Source organism: Conexibacter stalactiti, assembly GCF_033542075.1.
GTDB lineage: Bacteria > Actinomycetota > Thermoleophilia > Solirubrobacterales > Solirubrobacteraceae > Conexibacter > Conexibacter stalactiti.
Genome location: NZ_JAWSTH010000032.1, coordinates 1 through 17,327, shown reverse-complemented (window position 1 = coordinate 17,327; position 17,327 = coordinate 1). Strand labels below are relative to the sequence as shown.

The following is a 17,327-nucleotide window of genomic DNA, read 5'->3' as shown; positions in this document are numbered from 1 at the left end:
TTCCCCTTTAGGATCGACGGTCATGAGCGACTACGCCCGCCCCGCCCGCGTGCTCGTCGTCGAGGACGACGACGAGATCGCCCAGGTCCTCCAGCGCTCGCTGCGCATGGAGGGCTACGACGTGCGCACCGCCGGGGACGGCGTCAGCGCGCTCGACGAGGCGCATTCCTTCCTGCCCGACCTCGTGATCCTCGACCTCGGGCTGCCGAAGCTCGACGGCATCGACGTCGCCAAGACGCTGCGCGAAGGCGACGACGTGCCGATCCTCATGCTCACCGCGCGCGACGCGTTGGAATCGCGCGTCGAGGGTCTCGACGCCGGCGCCGACGACTACCTCGTCAAGCCGTTCGAGCGCCAGGAGCTGTTGGCGCGGCTGCGCGCGCTGCTGCGCCGGCGCCCGCCGCGCGGCTCCGCGCCGCTGACGGTCGGCGACCTGCGCCTGAACCCGGACACGCACGAGGTCCACCGCGCCGAGCGGTCGATCGAGCTGACGCAGCGCGAGTTCGAGCTGCTGGAATACCTGATGCGCAACGAGCGGATCGTGATCTCGCGCCAGCGCCTGCTGGACGAGGTGTGGGGCTACGACCCGTTCTCGACGACGAACACGATCGAGGTGTTCGTCTCCAACCTGCGACGGAAGCTGGAAGCGGACGGTGAGCCTCGACTCCTCCATACGATCCGCGGCGCGGGCTACGTCCTCCGCGTACCGTAGGGTCCCGACCCGCTGGCGGCTCGCCGGCGGGTCCGCGGCGTTGACGTTCGTGATCCTCTGCGGCTTCGCGATCATCGTCGGCTTCCTCACGACGCGCCAGATCGGCATCCAGTTCAACGACTCGGTGCGCAAGTCGGCCGACTACCTGCAGGGGCGGGCGAGAATCACCTTCGACCCGAACACGGGGGCGCCCGACTGCGGGCGCCTCGGCGACCTCGCCAGCGGCGAGAGCGCGAAGGTGCGTGTCTACTACTTCGACGGCACGTTGATGTGCAACAACGGCGGCGCGCTCGACAGCCGCCCCCGGATCGAGCCGAAGGGCTCGTTCCCGCGTGACGAGGACGGCTACCGCGTCGAGGCGCGTCAGGTTCCCGTCAGCCCGACGGGCTACGCCTACATCCTCTACGCGCGTCCCTTCTCCGCGACGAAGGCGACGATCGCGAAAGTCCGCTTCTTCCTCGTCTTCGGCGTGCTCGGCGGCGCCGCGCTGGCGCTCGCCGCCGGCCTGCTGGTCGCGCGTCGCGCGATGGCGCCGATCGCGGAGCTGACCGCGACGGCGCGTGAGATCGGCCGCACGCGCGACCCCTCCCGTCACATGCCTCAGCAGGAGGCCGACGACGAGGTCGGTGAGCTGGCCGCGACGCTGGAGGAGATGCTGCAGGCGCTCGACCGCGCCCAGAGCGAGACGGAGGCGACGCTGGAGCGCCAGCGCCGCTTCGTCGCCGACGCCTCGCACGAGCTGCGCACGCCGCTGACCTCGGTGCTCGCCAACCTCGAGCTGCTGGAGGAGACGCTCCACGGCGACCAGCGCGACGCCGCCGCCTCGGCCCTGCGCTCCTCGCGCCGGATGCGGCGCCTGGTCGCCGACCTGCTGCTGTTGGCGCGCGCCGACGCCGGCCGCGTCGTCCCCCACCGCCCGACCGATCTCGCGCAGACGCTCGTCGAGGTCGCGGCGGAGCTGGAGCCGCTGGCGCAGAGCGCCGACCACGAGCTGTCGGTCGACACCGGGCCGGGCGAGGTGCTCGTCTCCGGCGAGCGCGACGAGCTGCACCGGCTGGCGCTCAACCTGATCGAGAACTCGCTGCGCCACACGCCGCCCGGCACCAACGTCCACGCCGCGCTCGCGCACGTCGAGGACGAGGTGATCCTCGTCGTGCAGGACGACGGGCCCGGGATCGCGCCGGAGCTGCGCGAGCGGCTGTTCGAGCGGTTCGTGCGCGGCAGCGGCGACGGCGGCCCGAGCGGCTCCGGCCTCGGCCTCTCGATCGTGCGCGCCGTCGCGCGCTCGCACGGCGGCGACGTGACGGTCGACGAGACGCCCGGCGGCGGCGCCCGCTTCACGGTGCGGCTGCCGGCGCTCAAGCAGCCGGCAGTCGCCTAGAAGCGGTCGCTCAGACCTCTACGACGACTGGCAAGACCATCGGCCGGCGCTTCAGCTTGTCGTAGACGAAGGCGGCGAGGTCGTCGTGGAGCTGCTGCTGCAGCAGGTCGACCTCGCGCACTCTGTCTCTCGCGGCCTGCGCGAGCGAGTCCTCGATCGCGCCGCGGATCTCCTCGATCAGCTCGTCGGCCTCGGCGACGAACGGCACGCCGCGGAAGATCACCTCGGGCGGCACGACCGACTGGCCGTCCTGCTCGGAGATCGTCGCGACGACGATGAAGATGCCGTCGGCCGACAGCATTCTGCGGTCGCGCAGCGCGACGTCGGCCGGATCGCCGATGTCGACGCCGTCGACGAAGATCATTCCCGACTGGACCTTGTCGCCCCAGCGGGCGCCGCGCTCGCTGATCTCCAGCGGCAGACCGTTCTCGCCCTGGAAGATCGCGTCGCTGTCGATCCCGACCGACTCGGCCAGCTGCGCGTGCAGGTGGATCCGCTTGAAGTCGCCGTGCATCGGCATCACGTATCTCGGCCGCGTCAGGTTGAGCATCAGCTTCATCTCCTCCTGATAGCCGTGGCCGGAGGCGTGCACAGGAGCGTCGGCGGTCGTGATCACGTCGCAGCCGATGTGGTAGAGCCGGTCGATCGTCTCGTTGACGGCGCGCTCGTTGCCGGGGATCGGCGTCGCCGAGAAGACGACGGTGTCGCCCTGGCGCAGCTTCACCTGGCGGTGGTCGTTGTGCGCCATCCGGCGCAGCGCCGACAGCGGCTCGCCCTGGGAGCCGGTCGAGATGATCACGACCCGCTCGTCGGGGAAGTCGTCGATCTCGCGCGGCTGGATCAGCATCCCCTCGGGGACCTCGATGTGGCCGAGCGAACGCCCGATGTTGACGTTCTTGCGCATCGAGCGGCCGACGAGCGCGACCTTGCGGCCGAGCGCGGCGGCGGCGTCGACGACCTGCTGGACGCGGTGGATGTTCGACGCGAAGCTGGTCACGACGATGCGGCCGTCACAGCGGCTGAAGACCTCTTCGAGGTGCGGGCCGACTCTCGACTCCGACGGCGAATAGCCCGGGCGGTCGGCGTTCGTCGAGTCGCCGCACAGCAGCAGCACGCCTTCTCTGCCGAGCTCCGCCAGACGCGCCATGTCGGCCGGGCGGCCGTCGACGGGCGTCTGGTCGAACTTGTAGTCGCCCGTTATCAGCACCGTCCCGACGTCGGTCGTGATCGCGACCGCGTTGGAGTCCGGGATCGAGTGCGTCATGTGGATCAGCTCGATGTCGAACGGACCGGCCTCGATCGTCTCGCCGTCCGGCACGTCCTCCAGCACGACGTCTCTGATGCGGTGCTCGTCGAGCTTGGAGCGCGCCATCGCCATCGCCAGCGGCCCACCGTAGACCGGCGGCGGGTTGTCGAGCCCCAGCTCACGCAGCACCCACGGGAGCGCGCCGAGATGGTCCTCGTGGCCGTGCGTGATGACGATCGCCTCGATGTCCTCGACGCGGCCTCTCAGGTAGGAGAAGTCGGGCAGGACGAGGTCGATGCCCATCTGCTCGGCGGTCGGGAAGCGCAGGCCGGTGTCGACGACGATGATGCGGTCGTCGTACTCGACGACCGTCATGTTCTTGCCGATCTCTCCCAGGCCGCCGAGCGGCAGGACGCGAAGCGTTCCGGAGCTCACGCGGAGGCCGTCGCCAGCAGCCCGTGGGACTCGAGCGCCCTGCGCACGATCGCCAACTCGTGCTCGTCGGCCTCGACCAGCGGCAGCCGCAGGCCCCCGACGGCGTGGCCGAGCAGGTTCAGCGCGGCCTTGACCGGAATCGGGTTGGTCGTCGCGCCCATCGCCGCGTAGACGTCCTGCAACGAGGCGTCGATCGTGCGGCGGTTGTCGGGCTCGTCGACCATCCGGCGCATCTGCTCGCCGACGACGTGGCTGGCGACGAGGATGCCGCCGGCGCCGCCGAGGTCGAGCACGTCGGCGAGCATGTCGTCGTTGCCGGCGTACAGCTCGAGGCCGTCGACCGGCGCGAGGTTGTCCGGGTTGGCCTGCTTGACCGCGGTCACGTTGTCGATCTGCGCCAGCTCGGCGAGCAGGTCGTTGGGCATGTCGGTGCCCGTGCGCGCGGGGATGTTGTAGAGCACGATCGGCTTGTCGGTCGCCTTCGCGACCTCCTCGAAGTGCCGCACGATCCCGCGCCGGTTGGGGCGGTTGTAGTACGGCGTCACGTGCAGCAGCGCGTCGGCGCCCAGCTCGGTCGCCTTCTCGGTCAGATGGACCGCGTGACGCGTGTCGTTGGAGCCGACGCCGGCGACGACGGTCGCGCGGCCCTTCAGCTCGGCGACGACCAGCTCGATGACGCGCAGATGCTCCACGTCGGTGAGCGTGGTGGCCTCCCCCGTCGTGCCGCAGACGACGAGGCCGTCCGACCCGTGCGCGACGAGGTGGTTCGCGAGGCGAACGGTGCCGTCCTCGTCGACGCGCAGCTGCGCGTCGAACGGAGTCACCATCGCAGTGAGAATTGCTCCCAGCCCTGACATTCGCCGATCATTATCGCAAGGAGGGCGACAGGACGCCCCGCCGTCCTCGCGACACCCGGCCGCGCGGGGTCGCCGCCGCGCCGCCAACGGTCAGCGGCGCAGTGCGTCGGTGAAGCGGCGCGGGACGCGAGGGCTGCCGATCCGCCCCTCCTCCCACAGCGAGATCACGACCAGCTCGCCGCCGTCGCGGTCGCGGCGGCAGACGAAGACGAGGTCACGGTCGACGAGGTCGCGCACGTAGACGGAGCCGCGTGCGCCGCTGGCACCGGCGGGCGGCTGGTCGCTCCAGCGCCCGGCCGCCCAGGCGCGGCTGACGCGCCCGGAGATCTCCGGTCTGGGGTCGAGCGCGCCGCTGCGCGCGGCGACGCGCTGGCGGAAGCGCTCGACGGCATGGTCGGTGACGGCGACGAGGATGCTCACGCCGCTGACGGTAGCGCGCTACTCCGTCGCGCCGACGACCCGCTCGACGGCGACGCCGGTCGCGCGCTCGATGCGGCCGGGAACGTCGAGCGCCAGCCAGCGCGAGCGGCCGAGCGGCAGCGTGCTGAGCACGACCTCGTCGTACTCGCGCGGATCCCACGCCGCCGCGACGGCGTCGACCGGGTCGGCCTCGCCGAGCTGGCCGGCGACGTCGAGGCCGCGGGAGCGCAGCTGCTCGACGGCGCGCAGCAGCCGCAGCGGCGCGTCGGGATCGGCGCCGGGCAGCAGCAGCGTGAACTCGGCAGGGCCGCGCGCCGCGCGCGCCTCCAAGGCGCTGCGCAGCGTCGGCGAGACCGCCGTGCGGCCGGCTACGACCAGGATGTGTCGGGTGTGCTCGCGCAGCGTCGACCCCTCCGGTGCCCAGCGTACCGGGAACCGGAGGATAGCGTCGGCGGCGTGCCTAGAGCAGGTGCTCGAGCCCGACGAGCGGGCTCTGCTCGATCGCGGCGACTCTGCGCACGGCGAGCAGCACGCCCGGCATGAACGAGACGCGGTCGACCGTGTCGTGGCGGATCGTCAGCGTCTGCCCGAGGTCGCCGAGGATGACCTCCTGGTTGGCGACCATGCCCGGCAGGCGGACGGAGTGGATCGGCGGCGCCGTCCCCCCCGTCGCGGCCGCCATCAGCTCGGCCGTGCGCGCCGCCGTGCCGCTAGGCGCGTCGAGCTTTCTGTCGTGGTGCAGCTCGATGATCTCGGCCTTCGCCATGTGTCTGGCGGCCTCGGCGGCGAACTTCATCATCAGCACGGCGCCGATCGCGAAGTTCGGGGCGTAGAAGACGTTCGCGCCCGTCGCCTCGCGCAGCGGCGCGATGTCGAAGCCCGTCGTCCCGATCACGACGTGGACGCCGGCGGCGACGCATTCGAGCGCGTTCGCCAGCGCCGTGTCGGGGCGCGTGAAGTCGACGACGACGTCGGCCTCGCCGAGCACGTCGGCGAGGCTCGTGCCGAGCGCCGGGTCGGCGCGCCCGGTCAGGACCATGTCGTCGGCGCCCTCGACGGCGTCGCAGACGGTCGACCCCATGCGGCCGGCGGCGCCGGCGACAGCGACTCTGATCACTTCTCTAGGCCCCCACTGGTTGCGGTGCGAGCGGACCGAGCGCCGCTCTGAAGAGGTCCTCGTCCGGCCCGATGCCGCCGGTCGAGAGCTTGGCGGGGTCGAACAGCTCGCTCGCCATCTCGGCGAGGTCGTCGAGCGAGACCGCATCGATCCGCGCGACGATCTCGTCGAGCGACAGCAGCGGCATCCCGCTCAGCACGGCCGACCCGAGCCGGTTCATGCGTGACCCGGTCGACTCCAGCGACAGCACGACGCGGCCCTTCAGGTTCTCCTTCGCCCGCAACAGCTCGTCGGCTGTCCCCGGCTCGCGCTGCAGCCGCTCCAGCTCTCTCGCGACGACTTCCAGCGCGGGCGCGAGGTTGTCGCTGCGCGTGCCGACGTAGAGGCCGATCTGCCCCGTGTCGGAGAACTGGCCGGTGAAGGAGTAGACCGAGTACGCCAGGCCGCGCTTCTCGCGCACCTCCTGGAAGAGGCGCGAGGAAGAGGTCCCGCCGAAGAGCGTGTCGAGCACGCGCAGCGCGTAGCGACGGTCGTCGTCGCGCGGGATCCCCGGGCCGCCGAGGCAGACGTGGTACTGCTCGGTGTCCTTGCGCTCGAACAGCACCCGCGGAGTCAGCACGCTCGGCGCCGGCTGCGGCGTCGGCGCGTCGGCGCTGCGGCCGCCGTTGGGCACGCGCGTGCGCGCCAGCTCGACGAGCGCCTCATGGTCGACCGCGCCGGCCGCCGCGATCACGACGTTGGAGGCGACATAGCGGCTGTCGTGGAAGGCGCGGATGCCGTCGACCGGCGTTCTCGCGACGACCTCGGACGAGCCGATGATCGAACGGCCGAGCGGGTGGTCGCCGAAGACGGCCTCGCCGAGCACGTCGAAGACCTTGTCCTGCGGGTCGTCCTCGTACATCGCGATCTCTTCGAGGATCACCTCGCGCTCGCTGTCGATGTCGTCGAAGCGCGGTCTGAAGACCATGTCGCTCATGACGTCGAAGGCAAGGTCGAAGTGCTCGTCGATCACGCGCGAGTAGACGGAGGTCGTCTCCTTGCCCGTGCCGGCGTTCAGCTCCGCCCCCATGCCGTCGAAGATCTGGTCGATCTCGAGCGACTCGTATCTGGCCGTGCCCTTGAAGAGCAGGTGCTCGATCAGGTGCGAGAGGCCCGCTTGCGCGTCATCCTCGCCCCGCGAGCCGGTCCCGATCCAGTAGCCCAGCGAGACGGACCGGACGGAGGGCATGCCCTCCGTCACGATCCGAACGCCGGATTCCAGCTCGGTGATTCTGTGGTCAGCCACGGTCCGGATCGCGGTCACGGCCGCCGCGGCCGCCACGGCCACCGCGATCGTCGCGCCCGCGTCCGCCGCGGTCACCGCCGCCGCGACGCGCGCCGCGGTCGGAGCGCTCGCGCGGACCGCGGTCGCCGCCGCCACCGCCGTTGCCGGCGCTGGCCGCCGCCGCGGTGATCTCCTCGACGCTCTTGCCCGCGACGTCGGGATCGTCGGCGAGACGCAGGCCGATGCGGCCGCGCTCACGGTCGACCTCGAAGACGCGCACCTGGATCTCGTCGCCCTTGTTGAGGACGTCCTCGACCGTGTCGACGCGTCTGCCGGGCGAGATGTTCGAGATGTGCAGGAGGCCGTCGGTGCCCTTCGCCAGCTCGACGAAGGCGCCGAAGGTCGTCGTCTTGACGACTCTGCCGTTGAAGGAGTCGCCGATCTCGACTTCCTTGGTCATCGTGCGGATGCGCTCGGCGAGCGCGTCGCCCTGCTCGCCGTTCTGCGCGTAGACGAGCACCTGGCCCTCGTCGTTGACGTCGATCTGGGCGCTGAACTCCTCGGACAGGCCGCGGATCGTCTCGCCGCCCTTGCCGATCAGCAGGCCGATCTTGTCGGGGTCGATCTGGACGGTCGCGATCCGCGGCGCCCACTTCGACAGCTCCTCACGCGGCTCCGACAGCGCCTCGGCCATCTTGCCGAGGATGAAGGTGCGGCCTTCCTTCGCCTGGGCGAGCGCGTCGCGCAGGATGTCGAAGGTCACGCCCGTGATCTTGATGTCCATCTGGAGGGCGGTGATGCCCTCCGAGGTGCCGGCGACCTTGAAGTCCATGTCACCGAGGTGGTCCTCGATGCCGGCGATGTCGGAGAGCACGATGTAGTCGTCGCCCTCCTTGATCAGACCCATCGCGATGCCGGCGACCGGGCGCTTGAGCGGCACGCCCGCGTCCATCAGCGACAGCGAGGAGCCGCAGACCGACGCCATCGACGAGGAGCCGTTGGACTCGAGGATGTCTGACACGACGCGAACCGTGTAGGGGAACTCCTCCAGCGACGGGATCATCGGCACGAGCGCACGCTCGGCGAGCGCGCCGTGGCCGATGTCGCGGCGCTTGGGGCCGCGCATGAAGCCAGCTTCGCCGACCGAGAAGGGCGGGAAGTTGTAGTGGTGGAAGTAGTACTTTCTGGTTTCCAGACCGAGCGTGTCGAGGCGCATCTCCTCGCGCGTCGTGCCCAACGCCGCCGTCGACAGCGCCTGCGTCTGGCCGCGCGTGAAGAGCGCGGAGCCGTGCGTGCGCGGCGTGACGCCGACCTCGATCGTGATCGGACGGATCTCGTCCGCTCTGCGGCCGTCCGGACGCTTCTTCTTGACGGCGATCCGCTCGCGGATCAGCGACTTCTCGAGCTTGTCGAAGGCAAGCTGCACCTTCTGACGCGTCTCGGCGTCGTCCTCGTCGGCGGCGTATCTCGCGAACACCTCGGCCTCGACGGCCTTGGTCGCGTCCTGACGCTCGAGCTTGTCGACGACGGCGGTCGCTCTGTCGAGCTTTCTGCCGTGCGATCTCGTGAGCTGTCTCAGCAGTCTCTCGTCGACCTGCGGGACCTCGACCTCGGTCTTCGCCTTGCCGGCCTTTCTGGCCAGTTGCCACTGCAGTCTGCAGAGCTTCTTGATCGCGTCGTGGGCGATGTCGAGCGCGTCGAGGATCTCGGCCTCGGGGATCTCGTTGGCGCCCGCCTCGACCATCAGGATGGCCTCTTCGGTGCCCGCAACGATCAGGTCGAGATCAGTGTTCTCGAGCAGGTCCTCTTCGTTGGGGTTGACGACGAAGTTGCCGTCGACCTTGCCGATCCGGACCGCGCCGACGGGCGTCGGGAACGGGATGTCGGAGATCATCAGCGCCGCGGAGGCGCCGTTCATCGCGAGGATGTCGTACGAGTGCTCGTGGTCGACCGAGAGCGTCAGCGTGACGAGCTGCGTCTCACGGCGCCAGCCCTTCGGGAACAGCGGGCGGATCGGACGGTCGACCATGCGGGCGACGAGCGTCGCCTTCTCGCCGGCGCGACCTTCGCGCTTGAAGAACGAGCCGGGGATCTTGCCCGCGGCGTACATGCGCTCTTCGACGTCAACCGTGAGGGGAAGGAAGTCGACGTCGCGGAGGTTGCCCGCGGTCGCCGTCGACAGGACCATCGTGTCGCCCGAGCGGACGACGACTGCGCCAGAGGCCTGCTTGGCCATGCGACCTGTCTCGAACGAGATCTCCTTACCGGCGATCTCGACGGAAAGCCGCGTAACGGCGTCAGACATATGTGTGTTTTCCCTTCTGCTCCGCCGTTCGGTAGGCGGAGAGCTTGCGCTTTTTCTTTACGGAACTCACCCATCGTAGCGATCCCCTCGCAAAACGCCTGCGTAACTCGGATATGACCGTCCATCTCCTGACGCGCGAGCAGACGCTTCCCGGCTCCCCTGACACCGTCTTTCCCTTCTTCGGCGCCGCGCGCAACCTCGAGGCGATCACGCCGGCCTGGCTCGGCTTCCGCGTGCTGACGCCGGAGCCGATCGAGATGGGCGCGGGAACGCTGATCGACTACCGCCTGCGCCTGCACGGGATTCCGTTGCGCTGGCGCACCCGGATCGAGACATGGGAGCCCGGCCGGCGCTTCGTCGACGCGCAGGTGAGCGGCCCCTACGCGCTCTGGCACCACACGCACGAGTTCGCCGAGGATCCCGCCAGGCCCGGCTGGACGACGATGCGCGACACCGTCCGCTACGCGCTGCCGCTCGGCCCGCTCGGCGAGCTGGCGCACCGGCTCCTGGTCAGACGCGACCTCGACCGCATCTTCGACCACCGCGCGACGGCGGTCGCCGCTCAGCTGAGCCGTGCGAGCAGCTCGTCGCTCGGCAGCCCCGGATAGGGAACGCCTGAGAGGAACAGCGTCGGCGTCGTCACGACGCCGGCACGCACGCCGCTGGAGAAGTCGCGCCTGACGCGCGCGATCGTCGCGTCCGAGCGGCGGTCGGCGTCGAACCGCTCGACGTCGAGGCCGAGTCGCTCGGCGCGGGCCCACAGGTGCGGGTCCTCGAGCCGGCCCTGGTCGGCGAACAGCGCCGCGTGCATCTCCCAGAAGCGGCCCTGCAGCGCCGCCGCCTCGGCGGCGCAGGCGGCCGCCCAGGCGCGCGGGTGCTTGGACTTGACAGGAAAGTGGCGAAAGACCCGCCGCGCACCGTGCTCACGCAGACGCGCTTCGAGCACCGCGCAGTAGGGGCACTCGTAGTCGGCGTAGACGATCGCCAGCGGCTTGGCGTCCGGCCCGTCGAGATGGTCGTCGGGCTGCGGCGGCGGCAAAGGCGCGCTGCCGAGCGATTCGGTCATCGGCGCCTCACGGCGCGCCCGCTCAGGCCGCGAGGCCGTCGAAGATCAGGTTGGCGCCCGGCAGGTCGCCCGGGGAGGGTGCCTGGTAGCTCCAGGTGATCGTGCCGTCGGGGCCGACGATCACCAGAGCGCGCTGCGGGAAGCCGCCCTCGTGCAGGACGCCGAAGGCCGCGCAGGTCGCGCCCTTCGGCTCGAAGTCCGACAGCTGCTCGATCGTGACGCCGAGCTTCTCCTTGAACGCTCTCTGCGTCCAGGAGGAGTCGCAGGAGACGCCGTAGAGCGTCGCCCCCTGCGCGGTGAACTGGTCCAGAACCTCTTCGTAGAGGTTGAGCTGGTCCGTGCAGACCGGGCTGAACGCGAACGGGTAGAAGACCAGGACGGTCGTTCTGCCCTTGAGGTCGTCCTGGGTGAACGCCTCGCCGTCCTCGCGCTGGAGCTTGAACTCCGGCGCGGGCGTGCCCGGCTGCAGGACGCTCACTTGCGCAGACCGAGCTCTCTCACGAGCGCGCGGTACCCGTTGAGGTCCTTGCGCTGGAGATAGTTGAGGAAACGGCGGCGACGGCCGACGAGCATGAGCAGGCCGCGCCGAGAGTGGTGGTCCTTCTTGTGGGTGCGCAGATGCTCGGTGAGGTCGTTGATGCGCTCGGTCAGCATCGCGATCTGGACTTCGGCCGCGCCGGTGTCCTTCTCGTCTCTGCCGAACTTCGCGATCAGCTCTTGCTTGCGCTCGCTGGAAAGGGTCGTCATCGGCCGGGCATCGTAGCAGGATCGCCTGCACAGACCCCGCGCGCCGCGGCGACGTCGAGGTGCATCTGCTCGATCAGCGCCTCCGCCGAGTCGAACCGCTGCTCGCCGCGGAGGCGGCGCAGGAACTCGACGGTGAGGCGGCGTCCGTAGAGGTCGCCGTCGAAGTCGAGCACGAACGCCTCGATCAGCAGCCCGAGGCCGGTCTCGAAGGTCGGGCGCACGCCGACGTTGGTCGCCGCGCAGCGCGTGCCCTCCTCCCCCTCCCACGACACGCGCGTCGCGTAGACGCCGTTGCCGGGGCAGACGAGCTCCGGGTCGGGGACGAGGTTGGCGGTCGGGAAGCCGAGCTCGCGGCCGCGCTTCTCGCCGTGCTCGACCGTGCCGGTTATGCGGAAGGGGGCGCCCAGCAGCGCCGCGGCGCGTTCGACCTCGCCGGCCTGCACCAAGCCGCGCACATGCGAGGACGAGACGATCTCGCCGTCGGCCTCCACGAGCGGCACGACGCGCGCCTCGAAACGCCCGTCGGCGCGCAGCAGCGACGTGTCGCCGGCAGCGCCGTGCCCGAAGCGGAAGTTGTCGCCGACGGCGACGTGCGTGGCGCCCAGCGTGCCGACGAGCACGTCGTCGACGAACTCCTGCGCGCTCTGGTGCGCGAATGCCGCGTCGAACGGGACGACGACCAGCTCCTGTACGCCCAGACGCGCGACCAGCTCGGCCTTCACGTCGAGGCTGGTGAGCAGCTTCGGCGCCATCTCGGGCCGCACGACCGCGAGCGGGTGCGGTTCGAACGTCAGGACCGTGTCGCTTCCCGCGATGACAGCGCGGTGACCGAGGTGAACGCCGTCGAACTCTCCGACGGCGACGCGCCGGGGCCGCGGCGCGACGTCGGGCAGCCAGGTGATCTGCATGCGCCGGAAGAGTAGTCAAGCATCCGCCGCGGGGCGCCTCCCGTGCCACCTACGCGCTGGGCACCCCCCAGCACGGCGCGGCTGTGAGAAGGCTGGGAGCTAGCCTCGGAGACCGACGACCGGCTTCAGCAGCGGCGCGCCGTCCTCGCCGAGGCGCGGCTCGGCGATCGCGATCAGGCCGTGCTCGTCGGTCAGGCGGGTGAAGCCCTCTTCCGCTCCTGTGGCGGGCACCGCGACGCCGTGGCCGGCCCTGCGGGCCTCCTCGTCGTCCAGTTGCCGCTCCGGCAGGAAGGCGAGCACATCCCCGAGCGGCACGATCCGCTCCGGATCGGCGTCGGCGACGTCGAAGGGGCCGATCGCGGTGCGGCGCAGCTGCTCGCAGTAGGCGTCGCCGAGGTCGGCGACGAGGCTGCGCACGTACGTGCCGGAGGAGCAGCGGATCGCGAAGCCGCGGCGGGCGCCGTCGTGCCACTGCTCGCTGAACTCGTGCACCATCACCTCGCGCTCGGGCAGCTCGACGTGCTCGCCGCGGCGGGCCTTCGCGTAGGCGCGCTCGCCGTCGACTCTGAGCGCCGAGTAGGCCGGCGGGCGCTGGCGCACCAGCCCGGTCGGCAGCGTCAGCTCCCCTTCCGGCACGACGCCGGTCTCTGTGACCTCGCCGTCGCTGTCGCCGGTCGTCGAGGTCGCGCCGAAGCGGGCGATCGTCTCGTAGCGCTTCTCCAGCCCCATCAGGAATCGCTGCGCGCGGGTGCCGCGGCCGGTCAGCACGAGCAGCAGGCCGGTCGCGAACGGGTCGAGCGTGCCGGCGTGGCCGACTCTCGTCTTGCGCGGCAGCTCGCGCCGCACGCGGTAGACGATGTCGTGCGAGGTCACCCCCGCGGGCTTGTCGTAGAGGATCACGCCATCCACAGGCGTGAGGGGTCTCGCCCCGGTGCTCATCGCGCTGGCTTGCCCTCGTCGCGCCTGGCGGCGTCCTCGATCCTCGAAAGGCTGGCGCCTTCCTTCGGATCTGCGTCCTTGCCAGCCACGACGATCGCTGCGCCAGTCAGAGCTGCCTGGCGACCTCGTCGCGCAGGAACGCGACGAGTTCCTCCCACGGCAGGTCGGTCGAGAACCCGGCCGCCTGGCGGTGGCCGCCGCCGCCCTGCATGCGGGCGATCGCGGAGACGTCGACGCGGTGGTCGCTGGCGCGCAGCGAGACCTTTCTGAGGCCCTCCTGGCCGGGCCCGAGGCGGTCGCGCACGAGCGCGGCGACTGCCGTCCCCTCGACCGAGCGGAGGTGGTCGATGACGCCCTCGGAGTAGTTCTCCTCGGCGCCGGTCGCGCGGTAGTCCTCGACCGTCAGTCTCGTCGCCGTCAGGCGGCCGCCGTCGTAACGCTCGACCTGCGCGAGGCCGCGCGCCAGCAGCGCCAGCTTCGCGTAGGGAATCCCCTCGTAGATGCGGCGATAGATGTCGTGCACGTCGACGCCGGCGTCGATCAGCTCGGCGGCCATCACGTGGGCGCGCGTGCCGGTGTTCTCGTACATGAACTTGCCGGTGTCGGTGACGAGGCCGACGTACAGCGCCTCAGCGATCGAGGTGGTCGCCTCGACCTCAAGTCCCCGCATCAGGTCCCAGACGATCTCGGCCGTGCACGACGCCTCCGGGACGACGTGGTTGACCGTCCCGAAGTGGGTGTTGTCGTGGTGGTGGTCGACGTTGAGGATGTGCGCGCCCTCGAACTTCAGGGCGTCGGCCGGATTGCGGTCGATGTTGCCGCAGTCGAGGAAGACGATCGTGCGCTCCTCGATGTCGGCCGGCGGGACCGAGACGAGGCCGTCGAGGGAGAAGAAGCGGTACTCGTACGGCAGCGGGAACTCGTCGGCGTCCATGAACATGATCGAGTCCTTGCCGGCCGCGACGAGGATCTGGTGCATCGCGACGAGCGAGCCGAGCGCGTCGCCGTCCGGGTGCTCGTGCGTGCCGAGCAGGAACTTCTCCGCGCCGCGGATCTCGTCGAGCACCTGCGAGCGCGTCGCGCGCTTGCCGTTGGTGCCGGCGCTCGTCACGCGTCTTCCTCGTGCTGCGAGTCGTCCATCCGAGCGGCGTCGCCGGCGACCTCGTCGCGCTCGGCCGGCGGCAGGTCTCTCAGCAGCTCGTTGATCCGCAGCCCTCTGTCGACGGAGTCGTCGTAGGCGAAGGTGATCTCCGGCGTGTACTTCATCCGCACCGCCGCGGCGACCTTGCGCTGCAGGAAGCCCTGCGCCGAGCGCAGCCCTTCCAGCCCCGCCGCGCGGGCCTCCTCGTCGCCGAGGATGCTCACGTAGACGCGAGCGTGTCGGAGGTCTGAGCTTGTTCTCACGGCTGTCACGGTGACGAACCCGACGCGCGGATCCTTCAGTTCCTGCGTGATCGCGTCGCTCAAGACGGCACGCACCGCCTCGTCGACACGTCGGATTCGACTTCCGCTCATCCTATCCCTCCACGCAGGTCCTCGACCGAGGCGACGTGGCGCTCGACGCTCACGCCCTGTGGCAGCTGGTCGTCGAGCCAGTTCTGCACTCTGTCGGCCGCCGCGTCGAGGACCGGCAGCGAGCCGCCGGTCAGCGCCACGGTCAGCTCAGCTCGCTGCCACAGGTCTTGATGGCCGGTCTCCGAGACCGCGCAGCCGAGGCGCTGGTGGAGCTGCGCCTTCAACGACGACAGCTCCTTGCGCTTCGACTTCAGGCTCCCGGCCTCCGGGAAATGCACGTCGATCACCAGCACGGCGACGAAGCCGCCTGCCATCTCAGGCCAGCTCGCGCTCGACCTTGCGCGTCGTGTACGCCTCGAGCACGTCGCCTTCCTTGACGTCGGCGAAGTCTCTCAGCACGATGCCGCACTCGAACCCGGCCGCGACCTCTCTGACGTCCTCGTTGAAGCGCTTCAGCGACGCGATCTCGCCGTCGTAGACGACCGTGCCGTCACGCACCAGGCGCACTCTCGCGCCGCGCGTGACTCTGCCGTCGGTGACGTAGGAACCGGCGATGACGCCGATTCTCGAGGCGCGGAAGATCGCGCGGACCTCGATCGTGGCGATCTGGTCCTCGACCTCCTCCGGCTCCAGCATGCCCTCCATCGCCGCGCGCAGCTCCTCGATCGCGCGGTAGATGACGGCGTAGGAGCGGATCTCGACGCCCTCGCGGTCGGCGACGCGCGCCGCGTCACCGATCGGACGGACGTTGAAGGCGAGCACGACGCCGTCGGAGGCCGCCGCGAGCATCACGTCGGACTCGTTGACGCCGCCGACGCCGCGGTGCACGACGTTGACGGAGATCTCGTCCTGCGGCAGCTTCGCGATCTCGTCCTCGATCGCCTCGAGCGAACCGGCCACGTCGGCCTTCAGCACGAGGTTGAGCTCCTGCAGCTCGCTCTTGAAGATGTCCTCGAGCGTGATGCGCTTGCCGGAGCGACGGGCGCGCGCCTCGGTCTTGAGGCGGTTCGCGCGCTCGCCGGCGAGCTGACGGGCCTTGCGGTCGTTCTCGACGACGCGCACCAGCTCGCCCGCCTCCGGGACGGAGTCGAAGCCGAGGATCTCGACCGGCTCACCTGGCAGCGCTCTCTTGACGCGCTGGCCGAGGAAGTCGTTCATCGCGCGGACCTTGCCCCAGTGCGGGCCGGCGAACAGCGCGTCGCCGACGTGCAGCGTGCCGCGCTGGATCAGCACGGTCGCCACGGCGCCGCGGCCCGGGTCGAGCTTCGACTCGATCACGATGCCCGACGCCTCGGCGTTCGGGTTCGCGCGCAGCTCCTCGACCTCGGACATCACGAGGATCGTGTCGAGCAGGTTGTCGAGGCCTCTCTTCGTCTTCGCGGAGACGTCGACGAACTCGGTCTCGCCGCCCCACTCGACCGGCTGCAGGCCCAGCTGCGTCATCTCGGTGCGGACGCGGTCGGGCTGCGCGCCCTCCTTGTCGATCTTGTTGACGGCGACGAGGATCGGCACTCTCGCGGCCTTCGCGTGGTCGACCGCCTCCTGCGTCTGCGGCTTCACGCCGTCGTCGGCCGCCACCACGATCACCGCGATGTCGGTCGCCTTCGCGCCGCGGGCACGCATGGCGGTGAACGCCTCGTGGCCCGGGGTGTCGAGGAAGGTGACCTCTCTGTCGGAGTGGTGCACCTGGTAGGCGCCGATGTGCTGGGTGATGCCGCCGGCCTCGCCCGCGGTCACCTCGGTGTCGCGGATCGCGTCGAGCAGCGACGTCTTGCCGTGGTCGACGTGACCCATGATCGTGACGACCGGGGCGCGCTCGACGAGCTCCTCGTCGGAGTCGTCGTAGACCGGCTCGGCGTCGACGTCGTCGGCCGCGTGGACGACCTCGGCCGTGCGGTCGAACTCGCTCGCGAGCATCTCGATCGCGTCGTCGGAGAGCGTCTGCGTCAGCGTCGCCATCTCGCCGAGCTGCATCAGCTTCTTGATGATCTCGGGGACCGGGATGTCGAGGTACTCGGCGACGTCTCTGACGGTCGCGCCGGAGGCGATTCTGACGTGCGCGGGACCGGTCGAGACTCTCGTCTCCAGCGGAGCCGGCTCTTCGTACGTGCCGCGACGGCGACGGCCACGGCGCTGACGGCGCGGCGGCTGGTTCTGCGGGCCGCCGCCCGGCGTGCGGCGCGAGGCCTGCGAGTCGATCACGACGCGACGGCGACCGCCGCCGGCACCGGGCGCGCCGGTGCCGAGCGAGTCGCGCGTCGGGCGCTGTCTCGGCTCGTTCGGGTTGGGGGCGTCGCTGCGCTGCGGGCCGTCACCGGGACGCTGGCCGCCGCGCGGACCGCCGGGGCCGCCCGGGCCGCCGGGACGCTGACCGCCGCGGGGGCCGCCAGGTCCGCCGGGACCGCCGGGACGCTG

Annotated in this window: 19 protein-coding genes; 3 read left to right on the top strand and 16 right to left on the bottom strand. The window is 70.6% G+C overall.

Translation table 11 applies throughout. The features are described 5' to 3' along the window. The first annotated feature begins 22 nt into the window (after nt 1–22). Together R7226_RS13660 and R7226_RS13655 are read left to right on the top strand one after the other, a co-directional pair. Nucleotides 23–712, top strand: coding sequence for a response regulator transcription factor (locus R7226_RS13660; protein ID WP_304720742.1), 690 nt, complete (start codon nt 23–25; stop codon nt 710–712). A gap of 49 nt (nt 713–761) precedes the next feature. Beyond that, nucleotides 762–2,093 carry a sensor histidine kinase gene (locus R7226_RS13655; RefSeq protein ID WP_318597758.1) on the top strand — a complete coding sequence of 444 codons (1,332 nt, stop codon included), beginning with the start codon at nt 762–764 and terminating at the stop codon, nt 2,091–2,093. Between the two features lie 10 nt (nt 2,094–2,103). On the opposite strand, the gene R7226_RS13650 is transcribed toward R7226_RS13655, so the two are convergent. From R7226_RS13650 to R7226_RS13620, 7 genes are all read right to left on the bottom strand, one after another. Next, nucleotides 2,104–3,774 (bottom strand): ribonuclease J, encoded by a 1,671-nt coding sequence (locus R7226_RS13650; protein WP_318597721.1) that lies wholly within the window; start codon nt 3,772–3,774, stop codon nt 2,104–2,106. Then, the gene (gene dapA, locus R7226_RS13645; RefSeq protein WP_404827835.1) at nt 3,771–4,601 is read right to left on the bottom strand and encodes a 4-hydroxy-tetrahydrodipicolinate synthase; all 831 of its coding nucleotides are present in this window, start codon (nt 4,599–4,601) and stop codon (nt 3,771–3,773) included. Before dapA ends, R7226_RS13650 begins: the two co-directional genes overlap by 4 nt. Nucleotides 4,602–4,721: 120 nt before the next feature. Next, a complete protein-coding gene (locus tag R7226_RS13640; protein WP_318597719.1) occupies nt 4,722–5,051 on the bottom strand; it encodes a hypothetical protein in 330 nt (109 codons plus the stop codon). An 18-nt stretch (nt 5,052–5,069) separates the two neighbouring features. Further along, the gene (locus R7226_RS13635; RefSeq protein ID WP_318597718.1) at nt 5,070–5,381 is read right to left on the bottom strand and encodes a hypothetical protein; all 312 of its coding nucleotides are present in this window, start codon (nt 5,379–5,381) and stop codon (nt 5,070–5,072) included. A 130-nt stretch (nt 5,382–5,511) separates the two neighbouring features. Beyond that, entirely contained in the window at nt 5,512–6,168 is a 657-nt protein-coding gene (locus tag R7226_RS13630; protein WP_318597717.1) for a 4-hydroxy-tetrahydrodipicolinate reductase, read from the bottom strand. A 4-nt stretch (nt 6,169–6,172) separates the two neighbouring features. Continuing rightward, a complete protein-coding gene (locus R7226_RS13625; protein WP_318597757.1) occupies nt 6,173–7,408 on the bottom strand; it encodes a M16 family metallopeptidase in 1,236 nt (411 codons plus the stop codon). A 37-nt stretch (nt 7,409–7,445) separates the two neighbouring features. Continuing rightward, a complete protein-coding gene (locus R7226_RS13620; protein ID WP_318597716.1) occupies nt 7,446–9,737 on the bottom strand; it encodes a polyribonucleotide nucleotidyltransferase in 2,292 nt (763 codons plus the stop codon). A gap of 113 nt (nt 9,738–9,850) precedes the next feature. Between R7226_RS13620 and R7226_RS13615 the strand changes: the two genes are divergently transcribed. Continuing rightward, complete coding sequence (locus R7226_RS13615; RefSeq protein WP_318597715.1) at nt 9,851–10,345, top strand: SRPBCC family protein; 495 nt, start codon at nt 9,851–9,853, stop codon at nt 10,343–10,345. Here the strand turns inward: R7226_RS13615 and R7226_RS13610 are convergent. The 9 genes from R7226_RS13610 to infB form a co-directional block, all read right to left on the bottom strand. Beyond that, nucleotides 10,300–10,803 (bottom strand): DsbA family protein, encoded by a 504-nt coding sequence (locus R7226_RS13610; RefSeq protein ID WP_318597714.1) that lies wholly within the window; start codon nt 10,801–10,803, stop codon nt 10,300–10,302. The genes R7226_RS13615 and R7226_RS13610 overlap by 46 nt on opposite strands. Nucleotides 10,804–10,825: 22 nt before the next feature. Beyond that, complete coding sequence (locus R7226_RS13605; RefSeq protein WP_318597713.1) at nt 10,826–11,281, bottom strand: redoxin domain-containing protein; 456 nt, start codon at nt 11,279–11,281, stop codon at nt 10,826–10,828. Beyond that, a complete protein-coding gene (gene rpsO / locus R7226_RS13600; protein ID WP_318597712.1) occupies nt 11,278–11,550 on the bottom strand; it encodes a 30S ribosomal protein S15 in 273 nt (90 codons plus the stop codon). The genes R7226_RS13605 and rpsO overlap by 4 nt, the downstream gene beginning before the upstream one ends. Then, nucleotides 11,547–12,458 (bottom strand): bifunctional riboflavin kinase/FAD synthetase, encoded by a 912-nt coding sequence (locus R7226_RS13595; RefSeq protein WP_318597711.1) that lies wholly within the window; start codon nt 12,456–12,458, stop codon nt 11,547–11,549. The genes rpsO and R7226_RS13595 overlap by 4 nt, the downstream gene beginning before the upstream one ends. Before the next feature lie 99 nt (nt 12,459–12,557). Next, the gene (truB, locus tag R7226_RS13590; RefSeq protein ID WP_318597710.1) at nt 12,558–13,397 is read right to left on the bottom strand and encodes a tRNA pseudouridine(55) synthase TruB; all 840 of its coding nucleotides are present in this window, start codon (nt 13,395–13,397) and stop codon (nt 12,558–12,560) included. A gap of 106 nt (nt 13,398–13,503) precedes the next feature. After that, nucleotides 13,504–14,508 (bottom strand): DHH family phosphoesterase, encoded by a 1,005-nt coding sequence (locus R7226_RS13585; protein WP_318597709.1) that lies wholly within the window; start codon nt 14,506–14,508, stop codon nt 13,504–13,506. Next, nucleotides 14,505–14,912 (bottom strand): 30S ribosome-binding factor RbfA, encoded by a 408-nt coding sequence (rbfA, locus tag R7226_RS13580; protein WP_318597708.1) that lies wholly within the window; start codon nt 14,910–14,912, stop codon nt 14,505–14,507. Before rbfA ends, R7226_RS13585 begins: the two co-directional genes overlap by 4 nt. Next, nucleotides 14,909–15,226, bottom strand: coding sequence for a DUF503 domain-containing protein (locus R7226_RS13575; RefSeq protein WP_318597707.1), 318 nt, complete (start codon nt 15,224–15,226; stop codon nt 14,909–14,911). Before R7226_RS13575 ends, rbfA begins: the two co-directional genes overlap by 4 nt. 1 nt (nt 15,227) lies before the next feature. Next, the coding region (infB, locus tag R7226_RS13570; protein ID WP_318597706.1) for a translation initiation factor IF-2 at nt 15,228–17,327 on the bottom strand (2,100 nt) is incomplete at its 5' end.